Source organism: Pedobacter heparinus (assembly GCF_032678725.1).
GTDB lineage: Bacteria > Bacteroidota > Bacteroidia > Sphingobacteriales > Sphingobacteriaceae > Pedobacter > Pedobacter heparinus_A.
In genome coordinates, this window is the sequence record NZ_JAVTSC010000005.1 from 69,379 (window position 1) to 91,351 (window position 21,973).

At 44.3% G+C, this 21,973-nt stretch carries 15 protein-coding genes and 1 other RNA gene; 13 read left to right on the plus strand and 3 right to left on the minus strand.

All coding sequences use genetic code 11. The features are described 5' to 3' along the window. The first annotated feature begins 209 nt into the window (after nucleotides 1–209). The 5 genes from R2Q85_RS09520 (at nucleotide 210) to R2Q85_RS09540 (ending at nucleotide 10,018) form a co-directional block, all read left to right on the plus strand. Nucleotides 210–3,584, plus strand: coding sequence for a TonB-dependent receptor (locus R2Q85_RS09520; protein WP_316811539.1), 3,375 nt, complete (start codon nucleotides 210–212; stop codon nucleotides 3,582–3,584). 5 nt (nucleotides 3,585–3,589) lie between these two features. Further along, nucleotides 3,590–5,329 carry a RagB/SusD family nutrient uptake outer membrane protein gene (locus R2Q85_RS09525; protein WP_316811540.1) on the plus strand — a complete coding sequence of 580 codons (1,740 nt, stop codon included), beginning with the start codon at nucleotides 3,590–3,592 and terminating at the stop codon, nucleotides 5,327–5,329. A gap of 68 nt (nucleotides 5,330–5,397) precedes the next feature. Then, nucleotides 5,398–6,249 (plus strand): endonuclease/exonuclease/phosphatase family protein, encoded by an 852-nt coding sequence (locus R2Q85_RS09530; protein WP_316811541.1) that lies wholly within the window; start codon nucleotides 5,398–5,400, stop codon nucleotides 6,247–6,249. A 54-nt stretch (nucleotides 6,250–6,303) separates the two neighbouring features. After that, entirely contained in the window at nucleotides 6,304–8,034 is a 1,731-nt protein-coding gene (locus R2Q85_RS09535; RefSeq protein ID WP_316811542.1) for a DUF6528 family protein, read from the plus strand. 88 nt (nucleotides 8,035–8,122) lie between these two features. Beyond that, nucleotides 8,123–10,018 carry a TonB-dependent receptor plug domain-containing protein gene (locus R2Q85_RS09540; protein ID WP_316811543.1) on the plus strand — a complete coding sequence of 632 codons (1,896 nt, stop codon included), beginning with the start codon at nucleotides 8,123–8,125 and terminating at the stop codon, nucleotides 10,016–10,018. On the opposite strand, the gene R2Q85_RS09545 is transcribed toward R2Q85_RS09540, so the two are convergent. Next, nucleotides 10,015–10,665, minus strand: a complete 651-nt coding sequence (locus R2Q85_RS09545) for an oxidoreductase (protein ID WP_316811544.1) — start codon at nucleotides 10,663–10,665, stop codon at nucleotides 10,015–10,017. The two genes, R2Q85_RS09540 and R2Q85_RS09545, sit on opposite strands and share 4 nt — an antisense overlap. A gap of 125 nt (nucleotides 10,666–10,790) precedes the next feature. On the opposite strand from R2Q85_RS09545, the gene R2Q85_RS09550 reads away from it, so the two are divergent. From R2Q85_RS09550 to R2Q85_RS09570, 5 genes are all read left to right on the plus strand, one after another. Further along, nucleotides 10,791–11,048 carry a hypothetical protein gene (locus tag R2Q85_RS09550; protein WP_316811545.1) on the plus strand — a complete coding sequence of 86 codons (258 nt, stop codon included), beginning with the start codon at nucleotides 10,791–10,793 and terminating at the stop codon, nucleotides 11,046–11,048. 93 nt (nucleotides 11,049–11,141) lie between these two features. Further along, nucleotides 11,142–12,605: an Asp-tRNA(Asn)/Glu-tRNA(Gln) amidotransferase subunit GatB gene (gene gatB, locus R2Q85_RS09555; protein ID WP_316811546.1), complete on the plus strand. Its 1,464-nt coding sequence runs from the start codon at nucleotides 11,142–11,144 to the stop codon at nucleotides 12,603–12,605. A 7-nt stretch (nucleotides 12,606–12,612) separates the two neighbouring features. Next, nucleotides 12,613–13,722 (plus strand): TlpA disulfide reductase family protein, encoded by a 1,110-nt coding sequence (locus R2Q85_RS09560; protein ID WP_316811547.1) that lies wholly within the window; start codon nucleotides 12,613–12,615, stop codon nucleotides 13,720–13,722. Nucleotides 13,723–13,827: 105 nt separating this feature from the next. After that, on the plus strand, nucleotides 13,828–14,517 hold the full coding sequence (locus tag R2Q85_RS09565) for a response regulator transcription factor (protein ID WP_316811548.1): 690 nt from the start codon (nucleotides 13,828–13,830) through the stop codon (nucleotides 14,515–14,517). A gap of 49 nt (nucleotides 14,518–14,566) precedes the next feature. Next, nucleotides 14,567–15,289, plus strand: a complete 723-nt coding sequence (locus tag R2Q85_RS09570; protein ID WP_316811549.1) for an RluA family pseudouridine synthase — start codon at nucleotides 14,567–14,569, stop codon at nucleotides 15,287–15,289. A gap of 108 nt (nucleotides 15,290–15,397) precedes the next feature. On the opposite strand, the gene R2Q85_RS09575 is transcribed toward R2Q85_RS09570, so the two are convergent. Then, on the minus strand, nucleotides 15,398–16,801 hold the full coding sequence (locus tag R2Q85_RS09575; RefSeq protein ID WP_316811550.1) for a sigma-54 dependent transcriptional regulator: 1,404 nt from the start codon (nucleotides 16,799–16,801) through the stop codon (nucleotides 15,398–15,400). 60 nt (nucleotides 16,802–16,861) lie between these two features. After that, nucleotides 16,862–17,240: RNase P RNA component class A (gene rnpB / locus R2Q85_RS09580), an RNA gene on the minus strand. Nucleotides 17,241–17,496: 256 nt separating this feature from the next. Between rnpB and R2Q85_RS09585 the strand changes: the two genes are divergently transcribed. From R2Q85_RS09585 to R2Q85_RS09595, 3 genes are all read left to right on the plus strand, one after another. Next, nucleotides 17,497–18,159: a DUF6266 family protein gene (locus R2Q85_RS09585; protein ID WP_316811551.1), complete on the plus strand. Its 663-nt coding sequence runs from the start codon at nucleotides 17,497–17,499 to the stop codon at nucleotides 18,157–18,159. 163 nt (nucleotides 18,160–18,322) lie between these two features. Continuing rightward, on the plus strand, nucleotides 18,323–20,683 hold the full coding sequence (locus tag R2Q85_RS09590; RefSeq protein ID WP_316811552.1) for a TonB-dependent receptor: 2,361 nt from the start codon (nucleotides 18,323–18,325) through the stop codon (nucleotides 20,681–20,683). A gap of 20 nt (nucleotides 20,684–20,703) precedes the next feature. After that, entirely contained in the window at nucleotides 20,704–21,954 is a 1,251-nt protein-coding gene (locus tag R2Q85_RS09595) for a DUF4374 domain-containing protein (RefSeq protein ID WP_316811553.1), read from the plus strand. Nucleotides 21,955–21,973: the final 19 nt, after the last annotated feature.

A 21,973-nucleotide genomic window follows, 5' to 3' on the forward strand; every position in this document is an offset into this window, starting at 1 on the left:
AAAGGAGTGCGGAAAACACCCCTTTCTAAATCTGCTACCATTCCGGTAATACCGGCCGAACAATTGATAATTATTCATGATTCATTGCGGATGCTACTGAGGTCTTAAATCAAACAGCAAGCCGCATTAACACAGACCATCAAATGTATAAAAATTATACTAAAATTCTATGTATGCCATCTGGCTGCATAGCTAAACTGCTATTAATTATGAGGTTGACCACTGTCATATTAATCACCACCTTGCTGCAGGTTAGTGCTGCCTCTTTCGGGCAAAGAATAACTTTAGAGCGGAAAAGCATTACACTTCAGCGTATTTTTAAGGAGATCAGGAAACAGACGGGTTACGATGTGCTGTTGTCTACCAACGGCATCAGGATCAACTCGGTTATCGACGTCAGTTTCAGCAATGCTGCGCTGGATGAGGTTATGAAAAAGGTAATCCTGGGCAGGGGACTAACCTATTCCATAGAGGATAAAACCATCCTGATCAAACAGGAAAACTCATTAATAGATAAATTACTGTTTGCATTTAACGCCATAGATGTGCGTGGCAGGGTAACAGACGATAAGGGAAATGCGTTGCCGGGTGCTGCTGTTAATGTAAAGGGAACCAAAACAACAGTGGTTACCAATAATAACGGTGAGTTCTTTTTACAAGGAATAGCAGATAATGCTGTTTTAAGTGTGTCTTATCTCGGCTTTATCACCAATGAGATGAGGATAGACCGCCAGACAGTGATCACTGTAGTTTTAAAAGAAGATCAGACTGGCCTTAATGAAGTTGTGGTGGTCGGCTTCGGAACCCAAAAGAAAAGCAATCTTACCGGCTCTGTGAGTACGATTTCTGCTAAGGATCTGGCTGGAAGACCAATTACTTCAGTATCAAGCGGACTTCAGGGCTTACTGCCAGGCTTGACGGCCGTAGGGCAAAGCGGAATGCCGGGTTCGTCCGGGGCAATGCTGCGCATCCGCGGACTAACATCTTTGAACAATTCGGAGCCTTTCATATTGATTGATGGGATTCCCCAGGATCTGAACAGCATTAATCCGGAAGATATTGAAAGTGTTTCTCTTTTAAAAGATGCCGCTTCCACATCGATATACGGAACACGGGCAGCCAATGGGGTCATTCTGATCACGACCAAGTCTGGCACGTTAAACCAAAAGATCAGCATCAATTATAATGGTTATTACGGAATTCAAAAGCCAACGGCATTGCCGAAAATGCTGGGCTCAGCCCAATACATGGAACTGCTGAATGAGGCCCAGTCTAATTCTGGGATACCGCCATCTTTTACACCCGCGCAGATAGAAACGGCAAGGAATGGGTCAGATCCAAATTACTTTGCGAATACCAATTGGTTTGATGAGATCTATAAAAATAATGCACCTCAGCAAAACCATACGATCAGTTTTAACGGAGGCTCCTCAGACATGAAATATTATATGTCGTACGGACGACAGCACCAGAAAGGTTTAGCTGTAGGAGATCAGTTTGGCACAGTCAGGAACAATGCCAGGATCAGGCTCAATGCGGCAAAAATTCTTGACGTACTCGATATAGATGCCAATCTGGGTTATATCGATCGTGACATCAACCAGTCTTCTGCTGCAACCAGCCAGAACGGAGGCGTATTCTATACCGGTCTGACGATCTCTCCTTTAAGTCCGGTCAGATTTACCAATGGTTTGTGGGGCTATGGGGGTGGTTCCAGTAATCCCGTTGCCATTGCAACCGAGGGTGGTTTTGACCTGGCCAAAACGCAGCAGTTTACCGGAAGTATATCAGCTACGCTTCATTTGCTGAAAGACCTGGAGTTACAGGCGCAATACGGGCTGGATATGCACAACCAGAACAGGAATATTTTCTCGCGCAGGATAGATTATCTTTATCCGGAAACCGGTGCCATCTGGTATACCTCCAATCCAAATAATACCCTGGATGAACGTCAGTACATCAATAAGATCCAGACCTTTTCTACCCAGTTAAATTACCGTTTAAATGTAGATCAGCACCATTTCAAGGCGCTGGCCGGAACCCAGCTGGAATGGCGCCGGAATGATTACTGGCGCGCTGTTAAAACAAACTTTTTAAGTGATAATGTACCAGTTTTAAATTTAGGCACTGCCAATCCAACCAATTACGGTGATTCTTTTCAGTATGCCCTGAGGGGATATTTTGGCAGGGTTAACTATGATTTTGCAGATAAATACCTGTTTGAAGCCAATTTAAGATACGATGGAACTTCAACTTATGCGCCGGAGTCGCGCTATGGCTTATTCCCTTCTGCATCTGCAGGATGGCGATTTACACAGGAAAATTTTATAAAGAACAGCACTGCCTTAACCTGGTTAAGTGAAGGAAAGATCCGGATGTCCTACGGTTTACTGGGCAATCAGTACAATGCAGATGCTGCTGGTTATGGCGAATATTATCCGTACATACCCTCCATACTTTCTGTTGCAACTATGCCAATAGGCAATGTACTTACACAGGGCTTTGCACAAACTGTTTTAGCAAATAACGCATTAGAATGGGAAAAAGTACGGATGTTTAATATAGCCCTGGATCTGGCCTTCTTCAAGAACCGCCTGACATTTACCGGAGAATGGTATAACCGTGAAACCAGGGACATACAGCTTAAAGTTGCCCAACCCGCGGTAATCGGTGTTTCCGTTTCCGATCAGAATGCCGGTTCTGTCTCCAATAAGGGATGGGAATTAAATCTGGGATGGAGCGACCGGATCAAAGACCTGAGATATGGCTTTAGCGCACAGCTTTCTGATGTGAAGAATAAAGTGATCAACCTGGGTGGGGTAGCGCCAACCATCGCCAATAACATTCGTCTGGTAGGGTTTCCGATCAACGCTTATTATGGTTACCGGACTGCAGGCCTGGCACAGACAGCTGATTTTACAAAAGATGAAACAACCGGAAAGCTCAATCCCAATTTTCCAATATTTCCTGTAGATGCCGGTAAAGTAGCGCCGGGAGACCTGAAATTTGTAGACCTCGACGGGGATGGGATCATCTCAGCAGATAAGGACCGTACTGTAATTGGCGACCCTTTTCCACATTATACCTATTCCTTCAGGGGCAACCTTGGTTTTAAACAGGTCGATTTTTCATTTTTTCTTCAGGGGGTAGGTAAAGCTAACGGATACATCTCCGGGCCTGCCATACATCCTTTTTATGCCGATGCCGCTTTTCCCCAGGAAATGCACCTCGACCACTGGACAGCGGATAACACTGCTGCCTGGTATCCACGCCTACTCTTTAAAGATACCAGGAACACCACCAGGCAACTGGCAGAATACTGGCTTCAGGATGCTTCCTACCTGCGGTTAAAGAATGTACAGCTCGGTTATACCATTCCAGACAAGTGGATCAGTAAATGGAGGGTTGATCAGTTCAGGATCTTCATTTCAGCTGATAACCTCTTAACCAGCACAGATTTCTTTAGTGCTTATGATCCCGAGACGATAGTTCCGGGAGAGGCCAGCGGCGATAAGATCAGCAACGGCGGATTTTATCCCCAGGTTAAAACGATCATTTTTGGTATCAATTTAAGATTAAAATAATAGTCATGAAAAAAGAAAATACACCATATAAAAACCGCAGGTCATTTTTACGTGAGGCCACATCTTACGGACTGTCCTCCATAATCGCAATGCCAGCACTTTCTGCGCTGTTAAGCGGCTGTTCAAAAGATTTTTTAGACCGTCAGCCGCTTGATGCCATTACCGATGTTAGTTTCTGGGAAACAGAGGAACAACTGAAGTTAGCCGTAAACGGTTGCTATGCATATTTAAAAGGTAAAAGTGAAACTTTGCAGGACAGTTTTGTTGACCTGGAACGCTGCGGGGACAACATCATTTATCCGCCACTTTCGGATTACCTCTCCATTTCTACTGGTAATTTTGATTATAACCTTTCGGTGATCAATAACGAATGGGTAAAACAATATGCCGGAATTCGCAGGTGCAACCATTTTCTGCAAAATTACGAGAAAGCAAAAGGGGTAAAACCGGAGCTCTTAGCCCGTTATGCTGCGGAGGTAAGATTTTTACGTGCCCATTATTACAGTTTTCTGATCCTGTTTTTCGGCGATGTGCCTTTAATTACCAAAACCTTAAATATAGGGGATCCGGAACTTATGGCCGTGCAAACGCCAAGGGCCGAAGTGCTCAATTTCGTGCTGCAGGAACTGGACGCAGCAGCCCCCTCGCTGCCACCAACCTATACTGCTGTGGATTCTGGCAGGATTACAAGGGGTGCGGCCCTGGGCTGGAAAGCCAAAATAGCTTTATTTTTTCAAAAATGGGATGTAGCTGAGGTCGCTGCAAAGGCAGTGATGAACCTGGGGGTGTATAGTTTATATTCCAATGGAAATACAGCTACAAGCTATAAAGAACTTTTCACCTACAAAGGTAAAATTACCAATACCGCAAACAAAGAGACCATCCTGGCCAGGCCATATCTTGCCAATGTATCAGAACATAACCTCAGCAGGGAAAGCTGGGTACCCGATCAGGTTTCCCGCTTTAGCATTACCAAATCTCTGGTAGATACTTATTTATGCAGTGATGGAAAACCAATTGATAAATCTGCTTTGTATAGTGAAAACACCTATGCGGCCATTTTTCAGAACCGGGACCCGCGGATGATCCAGACGGTGCTCAGTCCGGGTACTGCATGGGAAGGCAAAGATGATGGCGATCAGGATTCAAATCCGAATGCCATTTTCAATTTACCAAAATGGGATGCCGATAAAAAGGGAACCGTAACCGGTACAGGTTATTATAACCTTAAATATGTAGAACCAACTGCAGTCGGTGTTTACAACAAAGACGCCAATGACATCCATTTACTGAGGTATGCCGAAGTCTTGCTCACTTATGCAGAAGCACGGATGGAACAGGGTACTTTAACCCAGGCTGATCTGGACGATACCATCAATAAATTAAGGACCAGGGTGGGGATGGTCCAGATGAAGATTACCGACCTCAATGTCTGGGGTATGGACCTTCGTACCGAGATCAGGAGAGAGCGCAGGGTTGAACTGGCACTTGAGGGGCACCGTTATTTTGACATGCTGCGCTGGCAACAAGGAAATTTACTTGCTGAGGATGTAAAAGGAATCAAGAAAAGCCTGGTGCCTGCTTATAACCAGGTTTATATCGCCACTATCCCAACCGATGCGCAGGGTTACCTCATCATCAATTCAGGTCGGAAATTTACTGCACCTAAAAATTACCTGTGGCCTGTACCCTTGCCACAAAAGGATTTAAACCCCAACCTGATACAGCCAGAGGGCTGGAAATAGTCTATTTTTTATTGCTTGCAGCGGTAAATAATTACCGCTGCAAGTTCTGTACATCAATCAAATGTCTTATGAAACAAACAGCGCCTGTCAAATGCTTTTTACCAGCCATTTTTTTACTACTGATGTTATCTTGCAGTAAGGGAAAGGGCGATGGAAAAGCGGAACAACCAGATCCGCCCAAGGAGGTTAAGGGTACAAAGGTTAAAGTGATGACTTATAACATTCACATTGGCAATCCACCCTCAAAACCTGCCGGTACCGTTGATCTGCCCGCTATTGCTGCGGTAATAAAGGCCCAGGACCCGGACCTGGTTGCACTACAGGAAGTAGATGTAAACACCAACCGTTCAGGGGCAAGCCTTGACGAAGCTAAAGAACTGGCCAGACTTACCGGGATGAACTATTTTTATACCAGAGCAATTGATTATGACGGGGGTCAGTTTGGTGATGCCGTGCTTTCCCGTTTCCCCATATTGGAAAGCCAGCGTTATGAACTGCCGGTAACTGCAAAACTTGGAGGTGAAACAAGGTCTGTAGCCCTGATCACCGTGGAGAAAGAAGGACAACGTTTTTTGTTTGCCTCTACCCATCTGGACCATCTGACCGCAGAGGATAACCGGGTTTTACAGGCCACAGAACTGGTTAAAATTGTGAAGACCCTTACCTTGCCACTGATCATTGCCGGCGATTTTAATGCGATACCGCTATCCAACCCGCTTACGATCTTAAGACAGGAACTTAGCTGGGGATGTAAATCTTCCTGCCCCTTAACTTTCTCTGCACAAAAACCCGCTTCAACAATTGACTATGTCATGATGCGCCCCGCAGAAAAATTCAATGTGCTGAGCTATGTGGCGGTGAACGAAACTTATGCCTCAGATCACCTGCCACTGGTGAGCGAGATACAACTGGTTAAATAATCAGCGATTCATCAAAAAAGCAGGATTAGCGCTGCTTAGATTAAAAAAAATGTTATGAAAAAAAATAATGTTACCGCAATAATGTTTGCTTCAGCCGTGTTTTTGGCCAGCTCCTGTTATAAAGCAGAATTAAAGCCCGGAAATGAAGCAGTACAGAACTATGGGGCAGCTCAAAGTAATTTGACCCCATTAACAACCCTGGCAGGAACTTCCATTAAAGATAGCTGGGTAGCTGTACTGGATATCACCAGTGACAAGATCAATGTTTACGATTGTTATGCCGCAAACTGGACAGCGGCGGCGTTAAAGATGAGCTGGAGCCCTACTACGGCAAGATTGTACAGTGCGACAGAGGTAAGTGCCTGGGGAGATCCAAGAGATGTAAGGATACGGCAGAGTCCCTGGGGTGGTGCATGGGCCGCTGTTGGAGGTAACCTGGCCACCATTGCGATTCAAAGCACCGGAAAAAGACAGTGGGCATTGAACCTGGGGGCAGGCGCCACGCCACATGGAGTGGAGCTTTTGGCCAACGGGAATATTGTAGTGGCAGCAAAGGATGGGAACTGGGTACGGGTGTATACTTCCTCTCAAGGTGGGAGCAGTACCAGTTATGCGCAGTTTAACATTACTGCACCCACGGCAGTGCTTTGGGACCCTGTAAATAACGTGATCCGGGTAACCGGAACAATCGCCGGAACTTCTGTCTTGGCCGCCTTAACCATTAGCGGCACTGCTGCAGCACCTACACTTACCGAAAATGTTTCTTTACGAAGTACATTGCCAACAGCAGGGGGACAGGATGTGACAGATTTTGCCGGAGATCCCAATAAATTATGGGTATGCAGCAGTACAGGTGTATATACTTACAACAAGACCAGCAAAGCATTTACTGCAATTGGAAATTATGCTTTCAGAAGTGGTGTGAAATCCTGTGTCAACCAGATCTCGGGCAGACTGATCCAGGCAGACCCGTCAAATGCTGCACATATTGATTTTTGTGCAAGCAGTGGCGTATGGCACCAATGGCAAAACCTGGCAGGCACATCAAATTACAGGGCAAGGATCTGGAAATACGATTACAGCATTGCTGCCCAGTCTGAAGAAATTACACTCATGACGTATAACATTCAGCTGGCAGGGAGTGGCTTGCAGACCATCGCAAATGTAATTACTGCACAAAATCCAGATTTGGTCTGTTTACAGGAGGTAGATAAATATACCAACCGTTCCGGTACTTCCATTAACCAGGCCGAAGAGCTGGGTAAATTAACCGGAATGTATTATTATTTCTCAAAAGCCATGGACTTTGACGGAGGTGAATATGGTGATGCCATACTCTCTAAATGGCCTTTGTATGAAATTACACGTTATGTGCTGCCTGCCGGAACGGGAGAGCCCAGACAGATGGCTGTGGTCAGGACAGAGAAAAATGGGGTCATGTTTAATTTTGCCGGTACACACCTTGACCATTTGGGTCCCGCGGCAGGGAACAGTTTATTGCAGGCAACGGCCATTAACAACATCGTAACAGGCATTAGTTATCCCTTTGTTCTGGGTGGCGATTTTAATGAAGTGCCCAGCTCTGTAACCATTGCCAAGATGAAGGAAAAGTTTAGCTTAGGGTGTATAAGCAGCTGTTCGGTAACACATCCTGCTAATGCACCAACCCGTAGTATTGATTATTTTATGTACAGACCCGGAGGTTTTAATATATTGAGCTATGGAACAATAAATACACAGGTGTCCGATCATCTTCCTGTTGTAGCCACAGTAACACTTCAATAACACCAAAAACAATTTATTTATTCAAAAAACCTTTGCATTTTGCAAGGGTTTTTTGTTTACAGCTTTATATTTGCCGCTCGAAATTTAAATGAAGATGTATTTAAAAGCTATTGTTTTGCTGGTACTATTGCGCTCTGCCATCCTTCCTGCCTATGCACAACAGGAAAAACCACTTTCATCAAGTCAGGATACTGTTCATAAACTGAACGAAGTCCTGGTAAAAGAAAACAGGATCCAATTGCCACTATCCCTACAAAACAGGAACATCTGGATCATTGACCGGGAAAAGATCAAAAACCTGCCAGCCAGGTCCGTTACAGAGCTCCTTAGTTATGTGTCCGGTATAGATGTTCGCCAGCGCGGCCCCGGAGGTCTGCAGGCAGATATCAGTATCGACGGTGGGACCTTTGACCAGTCACTGGTACTGATCAACGGCATCAAGGTTTCAGATCCGCAAACAGGCCACAACATGATGAACCTGCCCATCAGTATGGATGATATCGATCACATTGAAGTATTGCGCGGATCAGCATCCAGGGTTTATGGGATCAACGCCTTAACCGGGGCCATCAATATCGTCATGCGCAGTGCACAGCAAACGGGTATTTCGGCAAATGTATTTTCAGGCAGCAGCCTTAAAGACCATGATTCAGGCGGTAAATATTATAATTACGGCCTTCGCGCCAGCGGAAGCCTGGTATTTAAAGGGTCAAATCACCTGTTTTCTGCCGGACAGGAGGCAGGTAACGGGTACCGTTACAATACGGCTTTTAATAACCAGAAAATCTATTACCAGGGAAAATACGCCGCCGGAAAAACCGATGCCATCGAGGTTATGGCAGGTTATATCCACAATAACTTTGGTGCCAATGCCTTCTATTCCTCTCCGGGAGATAAGGAAGCAGAAGAGACCGTTAAAACCGCACTGGCGGCAGTTTCCTACACCACAAAATTTAGCGAAAACTCGACCGTTGTACCCAGGATAAGTTACCGGAATACGGTTGATGATTACCTCTATATTAAACAGACACCTGATAAGTTTCATAACCACCACCAAACCAATGTGTTTGATGCAGAGCTGAACAATATCCTGCAAACTGCCATAGGTACTTTTGGATTAGGGCTGGAAGCCAGAACCGAAAGCATCAATAGCAGCAACCTGGGAAAAAGGAACCGTAACAATGCAGGCCTGTTTGCCGAATATAGATTTGAACCTTTAAAACATCTGCTGGTTAACCTGGGCTCTTATACCAATTACAATTCAGATTATGGATGGCAGAGCTTTCCCGGTTTGGATCTTGGTTATAATTTTTACGGCAACTGGAGGGCATTTGCCAATCTTGGAACCGGACAACGCCTGCCCACTTATACAGACCTTTATTACAAAGGGCCTACCAATATTGGGAATGACCAGCTGAAACCGGAAAAATCCAGGTATGCGGAAGCTGGAATTAAGTTTAATGACGAAAATCTGGCTTTGAATGCCAGTTACTTTATACGCCGCATTGATCATTTTATCGACTGGGTTAAAAGCCTGCAAACCGAGCCATGGCAACCACAAAACTTCAGCCAGGTCAATACAAATGGATTTACCCTTAGTGCAGATTATAGCAGGAAATTAACAAGCGGAATGTTGAACACCATCAGGATTGGCGCTTCCTACACCCATCTGGATCCAAGCTTTAAAAAGACTTCAGCAACTGCGAATTTCTCCAGGTATGCCCTGGAAAGCTTAAGGAACCAGTTGAGCAGTAGCCTAAGCACTGATTTTTGCCAGCTGTTTTCCTTTAGCCTGACCACCCGGTACAACGAACGGATCAATTATAAAGATTATATGGTAATGGATGCAAGAATTGCTTTTAAGCAACAGCGTTACAGCATTTATGCGGATGCCGCCAACCTGTTTAACATACAGTATATAGAAGCAGGAGCGGTGCCCATGCCGGGCCGCTGGTTTACCATGGGGTTAAAAACTGCTTTTTAGCCCAATCGCTCTATTTCGTCGGAATCATAGGTAAATACGCCTGCCAACGGCTGGAGCGATTGTTTTAACATGGCTGATGCTACCTTTTCTATTTTAATGCTGCGGTATTTTTTTAAGCCTCCGATAAGTAACGGATTTAGCAACCGCATCAGCCCAATCATGATTCCTTCCGCGCTGCGGTGTTCCTTGCGGTCGCCGTCCAGCAGTGAAGGCCGGTAAATGTGCAGTGCTTTAAATGGAATGGTCTTCAGGTCACGTTCCACTTCGCCTTTCAGTTTGGAATAGAAGATGGCTGAACCTGGATTTGCACCCAGCGCCGATACCAGGTGATATTGTGATGCCCCGTTCTGCAGGGCAATAAATGCAATATCAAGTGGATACTGATAATCTATTTTCCGATACTGTTCCTGGTCCGGAGTTTTACTTTTCGTGGTGCCCAGGGCACAAAATACCACATCACCTTTGATGTGTTCCTGGTGATTTTCCAATCGCTCAAAATCCACTACCAATTGTTCCAGTTTTGGGTGTTGCCTGGCTATTTCTGTTCTTACAATGGCCAGAACCCTGGTATATGCCGGATGGTCCAGCAGCTGGTTCAGTAAATCAGCACCTATTAAACCAGTGGCACCTGCGATGATTGCTTCCATTCTTTTAAAGATATCATTTTTTTTTGCTAATTTATTGCCGTAAATCAGCTTTTAGCTGTTATTTGTTTTATTATTAAACCATAAAGCGGCTTTATGGTTTTTATTTGGTAGCTATTGAAAAAACGATGGATGAAAAAACGATACCTTTTTATAAACGCAGGGAATTCAAATACCTGGCCATAGCCTGCATCGCTTTAATTGTTACGGCTGTAGGCGCAAATTTTTACAACAAACACCCCAGGCCGGTAAAGCAGAAAAGAAACCGGGTTGTTAAAGAAGAACCTGTACCGTCTGGTCCAAAAGCCACAGTTATTAGGGCGGATAGCATCAGTTACCAGGCTGAAGATTCGCTGCGCATGGCCCCTGATACCACCTTAAGGTGACATACAAATGAACATAGCATCCAGATATACCGTATAAAATGGTTATGTTTGTATGTAAAATACATCAAGAACTAAGAAAATTATTGCCTATAAATGAGTACGAAAACCCCAGTTTCTCCATCAGAATTCGAATTGGTATCTGGTTTAGAGATCCACGTACAACTCCATACACAATCTAAGATATTTTCGTCCGATAGTGCAGCTTTCGGCGCCAAACCCAATGCGCACATTTCAGCTGTTTCCCTGGCCTTGCCCGGTGCACTGCCTAAATTGAACAGGGAAGTAGTGGCAAAAGCCGCCCGGATGGGGCTGGCATTAAACTGTACCATCAACCAGTACAATTATTTCGACAGAAAAAATTATTTCTATGCCGATCTGCCAAAAGGTTATCAGATCACCCAAGACAATAAACCGATCTGTCAGAATGGCTTTATCAATGTTACCCTGAGCACCGGAGAAGAAAAACGGATTGGCATCAACCGCATCCACCTGGAAGAAGATGCCGGTAAAAGTTTACACGACCAGGATGAAAAATATTCTTATGTGGATTTAAACAGGGCAGGTGTGCCTTTGATAGAAATTGTTACAGAACCTGATATCCGCAGTGCGGAAGAAGCCTCACTTTTACTCACCGAGATCAGAAAGCTGGTCCGCCATCTGGATGTGAGCGATGGAAATATGGAAGAGGGCAGTTTACGCTGTGATGCCAATATCTCCATCCGAAAACTGGGGGCGCTTGAATATGGTACCCGCTGTGAAGTGAAGAACTTAAACTCTATAAGAAATGTACGCAGGGCCATTGATTTTGAGTTTGGCCGGCAAGCGGAAGTCTTGCTGAGCGGGGGAAGCATTGTGCAGAGCACGCTTACTTTTGATGCAGAACAGGGCACTACCGCCCCAATGCGGACCAAGGAAGAAGCCAACGATTACCGCTATTTTCCTGATCCGGATCTGGCACCGGTACATATCTCTGATGAATGGCTGGCACAGCTTAAATTTGATATGCCTGCTTTACCGCAGGAAATTGCTAAAAAGCTGGTATCCGATTATGGGGTAAGTGCAGCTGAAGCGACGATGCTTTCGGAAGATCATGATCTTTTGCAGTACTTTAATGAAGCACTGAACCACGTCAATAACAAAAAGAACCTGGTAAACTGGCTTACAGGGCCGGTACGGGCATTGCTGAACGAAGGAGAAATTGGCATTGCTGATTTTAAAGTTATCCCGGAGCAGCTGGCTGATGTGATCAATATGGTTGAAGATAAAAAAATCACGCAGCAGGTCGCTTTGCAGCAATTGTTGCCCGAATTGCTTAAGGCACCGGCAGATGATGTTATGGAGCTGGCAGCTGAGCTGAACCTCCTGATAGAAGAAAATGGCAATGAATTGTCCGCTTTTGTAGATGAGGTGCTGGCTAAATACCAGGCCCAGGTGGAGGCGTATAAAAAAGGTAAAAAAGGGGTGCTCGGACTGTTTGTTGGCGATGTCATGAAACTGGCCAAAGGAAAAGCAGACCCTCAGAAAATAAATCAATTGTTACAGGACAAGTTAAAATAATAGGAATATGATGAAGAGAATTGGCTATGTAGTGATGCTTTGCATCGCATTTGCAGCATGTAAGGACAAAAGCAATTTTACAGTTGAAGGAACATTTAAAAATGCGGCAGCAGGGAGTAAAGTATACCTGTTCGGTTTGCAGAAAGACCAGGCTAAGCCCCTGGATTCCACCGTTTTTTCGGACAAAGGTGAATTTAAATTTAGCCACAGCACACCGGCAGTAGATTTTTTCAGGATCTCTGCAGGACACAGCGAGTACATGATCATCGCCAAAAATGGTGATCAGATTAAGATCGAAGCCGATCTGGCCGATAAAAACCTGAGTTATAGCATTTCCGGTGCTGCAGAAGCAGATAAACTGGAAGAGCTGAACAAAACTAAAAACCAGTACATGGTTAAAATAGGCGAGATCCAGCATAAGTTTGATGAGGCCGTAACTGCACAGCCCGATAAAAGGGATGTGATCATGGAGCAGATGAGGCCTGCTTACACCCAGGAAATTAATGGTTTAAATACAGCAGTACTGAAATTTGCACAAAACAATACCAGCTCACTGGCCGGTTTTTATGCCGTAAACCTGTTGAACCCTGCGGAGTATGAAAAAGAACTCGTCGATTATGCAGCTAAAATTAAAAGCAGCTTTAACGACAATGCAGCAGTAACCGAATTCCTGGTAAGAATGGCGAAGCTGAAATCCGTACAGGTAGGGCAGCCGGCCCCGGAATTTACCATTAACAGCGTGGAAGGCAAGCCTGTTAAATTATCAGATTTTAAGGGGAAATACGTCATGCTCGATTTCTGGGCTTCCTGGTGCATGCCCTGCAGACAGGAGAACCCCAATGTAGTTAAGGCTTATCATACCTATAAAGACAAGAATTTTACCATTTTAGGGATTTCCCTGGATAAAGACGCAGAAGCCTGGAAAAAGGCCATCGCTGCTGATAACTTAACCTGGGCACATGCCAGCGACCTGAGGGATTTTGAAAGTCCGACCGCCATGTTATATTCCATAGATGCCATTCCAAGTTCTTTTATTGTCGATCCGAATGGAAAAATAGTGGCTAAAAACCTTCGTGGTGCCGAACTGGATGCTTTTTTAAATAAAACTTTACGCTAACCCTAAATTCATGTTAATATACAGGGTGTAATTAACAATTTGTTAACTTGCGTTTAACGCTATATTATAATTGATTACCTAATTTCGTAACAAATAATTAAAGCTATGAGCACCGTAAAACAGAAGATACTGATTGTTGATGATGAACCTGATATTTTAGAGTTAATAGAGTATAATTTAAAAAAAGAAGGTTACCAGGTTTACCTGGCCGGGAATGGACAGGAAGGAATTACGATTGCTAAAAAGGTGCATCCCGATCTGATCATCCTGGATATCATGATGCCTAAAATGGATGGTATTGAAGCCTGCAGGTTAATGCGTGCCATTCCTGAATTTAAAAATACATTTATGGTATTCCTTACTGCCCGCAGTGAAGAGTATTCTGAAATAGCCGGATTTAATGTAGGTGCTGATGATTACATTGCCAAGCCAATCAAGCCGCGTGCACTGGTAAGCCGCATCAATGCCATCCTGAGAAGAAATTCAAGTACCGACGAGGTATCTGACAACAAGGTAGAAATCGGAGATCTGGTGATCGACAGGGAAGCTTACCTGGTTTACCAGAGCGGACAAAAAGTGGTATTGGCCAAAAAAGAATTTGAACTGCTGTATCTTTTGGCTTCCAAGCCCGGAAAGGTATATACCAGGGAGTCGATCTTAAAGAACATCTGGGAAGACTCTGTGGTAGTAACCAATCGTACCATTGATGTACACATTCGCAAATTGCGCGAAAAACTGGGCGAAACTTATGTAGCTACCGTAAAAGGAGTGGGGTATAAGTTCGAGTTGTCTTAGACAATAACACAAAGAATCCGTACTTTTGTACTTTACATAAAATTACCGAGTGAAGTACCCAAATTTCAAAGACCTCATCCTTTTCGAAAACGATGATTATATCGTAGTAAATAAACCGCCATTCGTAGCATCGTTAGATGAACGTGGCGGTTCCGGAGAAGTGAACATCCTGCGCCTTGCAAAGCAATATTCAGCTGATGCACAGGTATGCCACCGTTTAGACAAGGAAACCTCTGGCGCTATCATTATTGCCAAAACACCCGAAGCCTACCGAAATGTTGCCATTCAGTTTGAGAAACGTAAAATCAACAAGACCTATCATGCAGTTGTTGACGGGCAGTTTACTTTCAAAGAACTGTTCATTGACCTGCCGATTTTAAATGACGGCAATAAAAGTGTGACCATAGACCGCAAAGAAGGCAAACGTGCGGAAACCATTTTTAACACCATCAAACATTACCGGCATTATACACTGGTAGAATGCAAGCCCATTACCGGTCGCATGCACCAGATCAGGATCCACCTGGCTACCCAGCGTGCGGCGATTGCAGGTGATGACATGTACAGGGGGAAACCTGTATTCCTTTCGAGCCTGAAAAAAGGTTACCGTTTGGCAAAGGACGAAGAAGAGCAACCGATTATGAAGCGCTTTGCCCTTCATGCCAGGCATGTGGTATTTAAAGGGCTTGATGAAAAGGATATTGTCATCGAAGCCCCTTATCCTAAAGATTTTGCGACATTGATTAAATTACTGGACAAGTTTGACGCTTAGAATAAAAAATGACCATTCTCTTCAAGAGCTGCATTAATCGCTAAAAAAGCGAAGAACGCTGAGGCTCTTTCTGAGAAGGTAAGGTTTTGTTATCTAATTAAGATCTTTTTATTCTACGACTCTTTTTAGTCCAAACTTCTCTATTTTACTATATAAATGACTCCGTTGGATTTCAATGTCATCAGCTGTTTTTGATACATTCCAGTTGTTCTTCTCCAGTTTAAATTTGATGAACTCTCTTTCTGCGTGGTCTTTGTAATCCTGAAAGTTACTGAACTTATCGTAATCAACAGCAGCGCCTAAATTTGATGCATGGCCATTATTTGTGCCCGAAGCACCAATATTGGTTCCTCCGCCCGGATTGGCAAAAGCAATGACATCATTTTCAGTAATGGTTTTATCACTTAAAATGATCAGCCGTTCAATCATATTGTGCAGCTCACGAACGTTACCCGTCCAGGGTAAACCCTGCAGCGCAGTCATTGCAGCATCACTGATCTTTTTTACCGGCATTCCATAATCCTTGCAAATCTCGTCAAGGAAGTTCATTGCAATTTCAGGGATGTCTTCTGTACGTTCTGTTAAATGCGGAACGTGGATGTTGATCACATTCAGGCGGTGGTATAAATCCATCCGGAAATTACCGGATTCAATTTCTTTCAATAAATCTTTATTGGTTGCGGCAAGTACACGGACGTTCACTTCCAGTTCTTTCTCGCCACCCACACGGGTTATTTTATGCTCCTGCAGCGCACGAAGTACTTTTGCCTGTGCGGAAAGGCTCATGTCGCCAATCTCATCCAGAAACAAGGTGCCGCCATTGGCCAGTTCGAACTTACCAATACGCTGTTTTACTGCAGAAGTAAATGAACCTTTTTCATGACCAAATAATTCACTTTCAATTAATTCTGAAGGGATAGCTGCACAGTTTACTTCAATTAACGGACTTTCCGCACGTTGCGATTTTTCGTGGAGCCAGCGGGCCACCAGTTCTTTACCGCTACCATTTGCACCGGTAATCAATACCCTGGCTTCGGTAGGGGCAACACGTTCAATGGTTTCCTTAATTTTACCAATATTTTCTGAACTGCCAAGGATATCCCTTGTTTTGCTTACTTTTCTTTTTAATACCTTGGTTTCTGTCACCAAAGTACCCCTGTCCAGTGCATTTCTGACGGTAATCAGCAGTCTGTTCAGGTCTGGTGGTTTGGATATGAAATCAAATGCCCCTTTTTTACTGGCTTCAATAGCGGTCTCCACGGTGCCATGGCCAGATATCATGATAAAGGGCAGGTCAGGACTGTGGGCAAGGGCTTGTTCCAGCACTTCCATCCCGTCCATTTTATTCATTTTGATGTCACAGAGCACCAGATCAAATTTCTTTTTTTTGATCAGTTCCAGCCCATCAATGCCGTTGTCAATATCTTCAACCTCGTAATTTTCGTATTCTAAAATCTCACGGAGCGTACTTCTTATTGCTCTTTCATCATCAATTATCAATAATTTTGCCATAGGTATGCTTTCATTTTGTGTCGGGCTACTAATATAATTTTAATAACCCATTTATAAAATAAAAAATGCAAGCCTGTAAGCCGGGTTCTGTCCCCAATAAATTGGGCTTCTATCATTAATCTACTATAAATGTTGCCATTTATCTCTAACGACCTACCCACTAACATCGGACGGGCAGCCCTACATGCGTTAGCCTATTTGGTCTTTCAACTCCCGGGGTTTACCAATCCTGCCATCACTGGCAAAAATCGTGAGCCCTTACCTCACGTTTTCAACCTTACCTGTGCTTCAAAGCCATCGGCGGTATATTTTCTGTGGCACTTTCCATAATTCAGGTGTTCATTCCTGAACCTCTTCCCGTTAGGAAGCGGGATGCCCTGTGTTGCCCGGACTTTCCTCTTTCCCGACGGATCGGAACAGCGATAGAACGGCTTGCATTTTGTGCAAAGATACCATTTCTTTAATACAGATTGTTTGCCGAACTGATAAGAAGGAAATAAATCTCATCCCTATTTAGCATAACAGCTTTATATCAGGTCCATAACGGGTTCGCCTCGGCTAAAGCCGGTTAAGTGCTGATATTTGGCCGTTATGATACTATTTTTGTAGCTTTATAAATATACTAACTGGAACTTAACATTGGCTAATGTCCTTATTAACCGATATTGAGTTTATTATTCAATTAAACTGAAAACATGGCAAGAATGAAAAACGGGCCATATGGTCCTATTGTTGGAAAACTAGGAAATACCGTAGGCTACATCAGACTGGGGCAACCGGTGATCAGGATGATCAAACATCCGGCAACGAAACCAGCAACACCGAAACAGGAAGCGGCCCGCGCAAGGCTCAGGCTCGTATCGGGCTATATCAAAACAATCAATTATTTTACAAACATCAGTTTCAAGCCTTTTTCCAGAAACTTCATTGGAAAAACTGCCCAGAATATGGCCATCTCTGCCAATTTACATTCGGCGGTGGCGGGCGAATACCCGGACTATGTGCTGGATGGCAGTAAACTGATCCTGAGCCGGGGAGGGATGCCGCTCCCAGAGCAATGTACTGTAGAACTTGCCGGTGAAAACCTGAGGTTCAGCTGGCTGGGGGGCGAGGAGATTGGTTTTCCTTATTCGACGGAACAGGTGATGATGCTGGCCTATTTTCCGGAAAGCGGCAGGTCTGTATATTTGGCCGGAGGGGCAAGAAGAACAGCCGGTGAGGATTTTCTTGCCCTGCAAGCGGGATTTAATGATACTGGTACCGCTGAAACCTATGTTGAGGCTTATATCGCGTTTGTTTCCAATGACAGGACAGCGGTATCGGATAGCCTTTACCTTGGGCCTGTAGCGCTGATATAGTTTTCAGGAACGGGCTTAACCCGGAGAAATAATTTCTTTAAAACTTTATTTGGACTTAATCTAAATAAGACTATATTTGCGGTGATAAAAAAAGCCACACGGTTCGGACCCGTGCGGCTAATCCCGGGAAAACCCGGTTCACCTTTAATCGTAGTTAAAAGTAATGCAAATTAAGAAATTTTTGCTATTGGGTATAGTATGTACCAAAGTTTTTTTAGCAAATGCCCAGACAAAACCAGCAGGCATCAGCGGAAAATTAAAAAACAGTGCAGGCCAGCCAGTGGCCGCCGCGACAATCAGGCTCCAGCATTCGTCCTATGGGGCAGTATCTGATGCCAATGGAAATTACAGTATCGCTAACGTAAAGGCCGGCAATTATCTATTGACGGTTACTGCTATTGGTTTTAAATCGCAGAAGAAAAGTGTTAAACTGGATGCCGGACAACAGCATGGCCTGGATTTCAGCCTGGAAGAAGCGACCAACACTATGGAAACGGTAAATGTAATTGGCCGTACCAAAGTGCAGGAGGTAAACCGGCAGGCTTTTAATGTGACCGCCGTTGATGCAACAAAATTATACAATACGACTTTAGACATTTCCGGTGCACTGGATAGGGTGGCGGGTGTTCGTGTGAGAGAAACAGGTGGTGTCGGATCAAGTTTTAATGTTTCGTTAAATGGTTTCTCCGGCAGGCACATCCGTTATTTTATTGATGGGATACCGATGGATAATTTTGGTTCTTCTTTCCAGATCAACAACATTCCAATCAATGTTGCTGAACGTGTAGAAGTATACAAGGGGGTTGTGCCGATGTGGCTGGGTTCTGATGCCTTAGGCGGTGCAGTAAACATCGTTACGGGCAACAGGCACCGCAATTACCTGGACGCTTCTTATGCTTTCGGTTCGTTCAATACACACCGTACTGTAGTCAATGCGGCTGCGACTTCGAAAGCCGGGTTGACGGTACAACTGAGTGCCTTCCAGAATTATTCAGACAACAGCTATCCTACTGAACTGCCCCTGCGCTTGCAGGCCAAGCTGGAGGGTACGACAAAAACTTCCTTGAAAAGGTTTAATGATACTTATCACAACGAAACCCTGATCGCCAATGTGGGGCTGGTCGATAAGTCTTTTGCAGACAACCTGTTGTTCGGGATTACTTTAGGTCAGAACTATAAGGAGATACAGACTGGCGCACGTCCTGACGCTGTTTTTGGACAGTTGCACAGACGCGGGACCATCATAATGCCCTCGCTGAAGTATAAGAAAACAGACCTGGTAAAGGGCCTGGATGTTACCCTGAATGCAAATTATAACCTGGGCTATGAAAAGACCATAGATACGGCAAGGGCTGCTTATGACTGGGATGGCATACGTGATCCCAAGGCAACATTTGGCGAGCGGGAAGGTGGACAGCTCAATAAATATAAGAACAACAATGGCCTGGCCACAGCCATGCTGAGCTATAAAGTTGCCGAACATCACGGGGTGGCGGTCAATAACGTGTTTTCTACATTCAACAGGAAAACAGATGACCTGTTGACGCCTTCCAATAATGCAATGGACCCTGCAAAAAGGATAGATAAAAATGTACTGGGCTTTGGCTATAGCTATGATGTGAACAATAAATGGAGTGTCAACCTTTTTGGAAAGTACATCTATCAGAATAATGTGATAGGAAGCAGGAATATATCGGCATCTACCAAAAAAACGGGTTATGGTATGGCCGCTGCGTACTATTTTACACCTAACCTGCAACTGAGAACATCTTACGAGCTGACCAACCGGATGCCGGAAGCTACAGAGATATTTGGTGACCTTGAAAACCAGGAGGCCAACCCTGCATTGCGTCCGGAGAAGAGTGACAATTTTAACCTGGGCCTGATCTATGGCTTTGAGTTCAATAAGGTTAACCGTTTTTCTGTAACTGCCAACGCGGTTTACAGGTATTCGGCAGATTTTATTTATAACCGTTTAAATAACAACCAGACCAAAACTGTTGCCGACAACAGGGAAGGGGTGCGTACGCTTGGCGCGGATGCGGAGATCAGGTATTCTTATAAAAGCTGGCTGAGTGCCGGTACCACCATAACTTATCAGTATCTGCAAAACCTGCAGGAATATGAACCGGGTTATAATGGCGTAAGCCCGGTCTATTTAGACCAGATGCCAAACATTCCCTATCTTTTTGGCAACACCGATGTAAGCGCTTCGTTCAAAAATGTCGGAAAAAAGGGGAACCACCTTACTGTTGGCTATAACCTGTTGTATGTAAATTCTTTCTGGTTGTACTGGCCAAGTCTGGGCAGTAAAGACAGCTCATCCGAAAAAAAGGGCATCCCTACCCAGCTGGCCCACGACATCAACCTGGTGTACAGCATACACAACGGAAAATATAACATTTCTTTCGAGGCAAAAAACCTGACGGATAAACCGATGTTCGACAATTTCAGTCTGCAAAAACCCGGCCGTGGCTTTTATTTAAACCTCAGGTACTTTCTGAATAAATCCAATAACAATTAACATATTTTATAAAAAATAACATGAAAACAACGATTACCAAAACGCTCGCCGCGCTGGCCTTGTCTGCTGCATTTATATCTTGTAAAAAGAGTAAAAATGACGTGCCTGAAAACCCCGGAAACTTTGTGCTGGCAGTAACGCCCGTAGCATCTACCGGTGTGGCAGATTACCTGCTTACTGCAGGCAGTCTGGACAATGGTACGGTATCTATTATTGGAAATGGTGTGGAACAAGATGGCACTTATCGCTATTATGTAACTTCCGGGAACAAGTTTTTCAGTCTGCTTTACGGTCAGGGCAATCCAGGTGCAGTAACGGTCTATGATGTTCAGGCAGGTAAATTAAATAAGCTGAATGATTTCACTGCCGCAACTGTACACGCTTTTGCTCCTGTAGACAAAGACATTTTAATGGTCAGAAACCCACGTGCTTATGCAGCTGCAGGAAGTACACTTGCCAACTGGTACATTGTAAATACAGAAAACAATAAACAAACTGCTGAAGGAACATTTGATGCAGTTGTACCTACAGGAAATGGTGAAATTGCGCATTTAAGCTGGATCAAACAGGTAGGAAATAAAGTATTTGCGCCTTTCTTCTCTATTTACAACAGCAGGTTCTGGACCAAATTTCCTGATGAAGCATGGATTGCTGTGTATACTTACCCTACGATGCAACTGGAAAAAGTGATCAAAGACAACAGGACAAGCTTTATCGGAAGGTACTTTACAGATGGTCTGGGACTGGTTGAAAACGGAGATGTGTATGCATTCTCGACCGCGGTAGCTGTAGATGACAATACGGCCACAACAGACGTACTGACCGATTCTAAATTAACTTCTACTAAACCCTCATCGATTACCCGCATCAAAGCTGGTACTACTGAATTCGATCAGTCTTACCTGATGAATTTTGAAACTGCTTCCAATGGCTATGTAATTACCAACTGGTTATATATTGGTCAAAATAAGTTCGTTGCCAACATGGAACCTAAGGCCACTAAAGGTGCTTATGTGGTAGGTAAGCGATTGGCAGTTGTAGATGTGCTGAACAAAACCGTGTCGCCGGTAAGCGGATTCCCTGATGTAGCTGCTATCGCAAGTGTAACCACAAACAATTACAGTCCTAAAGACGGAAGAACCGGCTATATAGGGGTAAACCTGACAGATGGTACGACCTGGGTTTATAAAATTGATGCCGCCAATAATACAGCTGCTAAAGGCCTTAAGGTTGAAGGGGGATTGATTACCGCAATTCAGCACGTAAAATAATACACTGGGTATATAATTA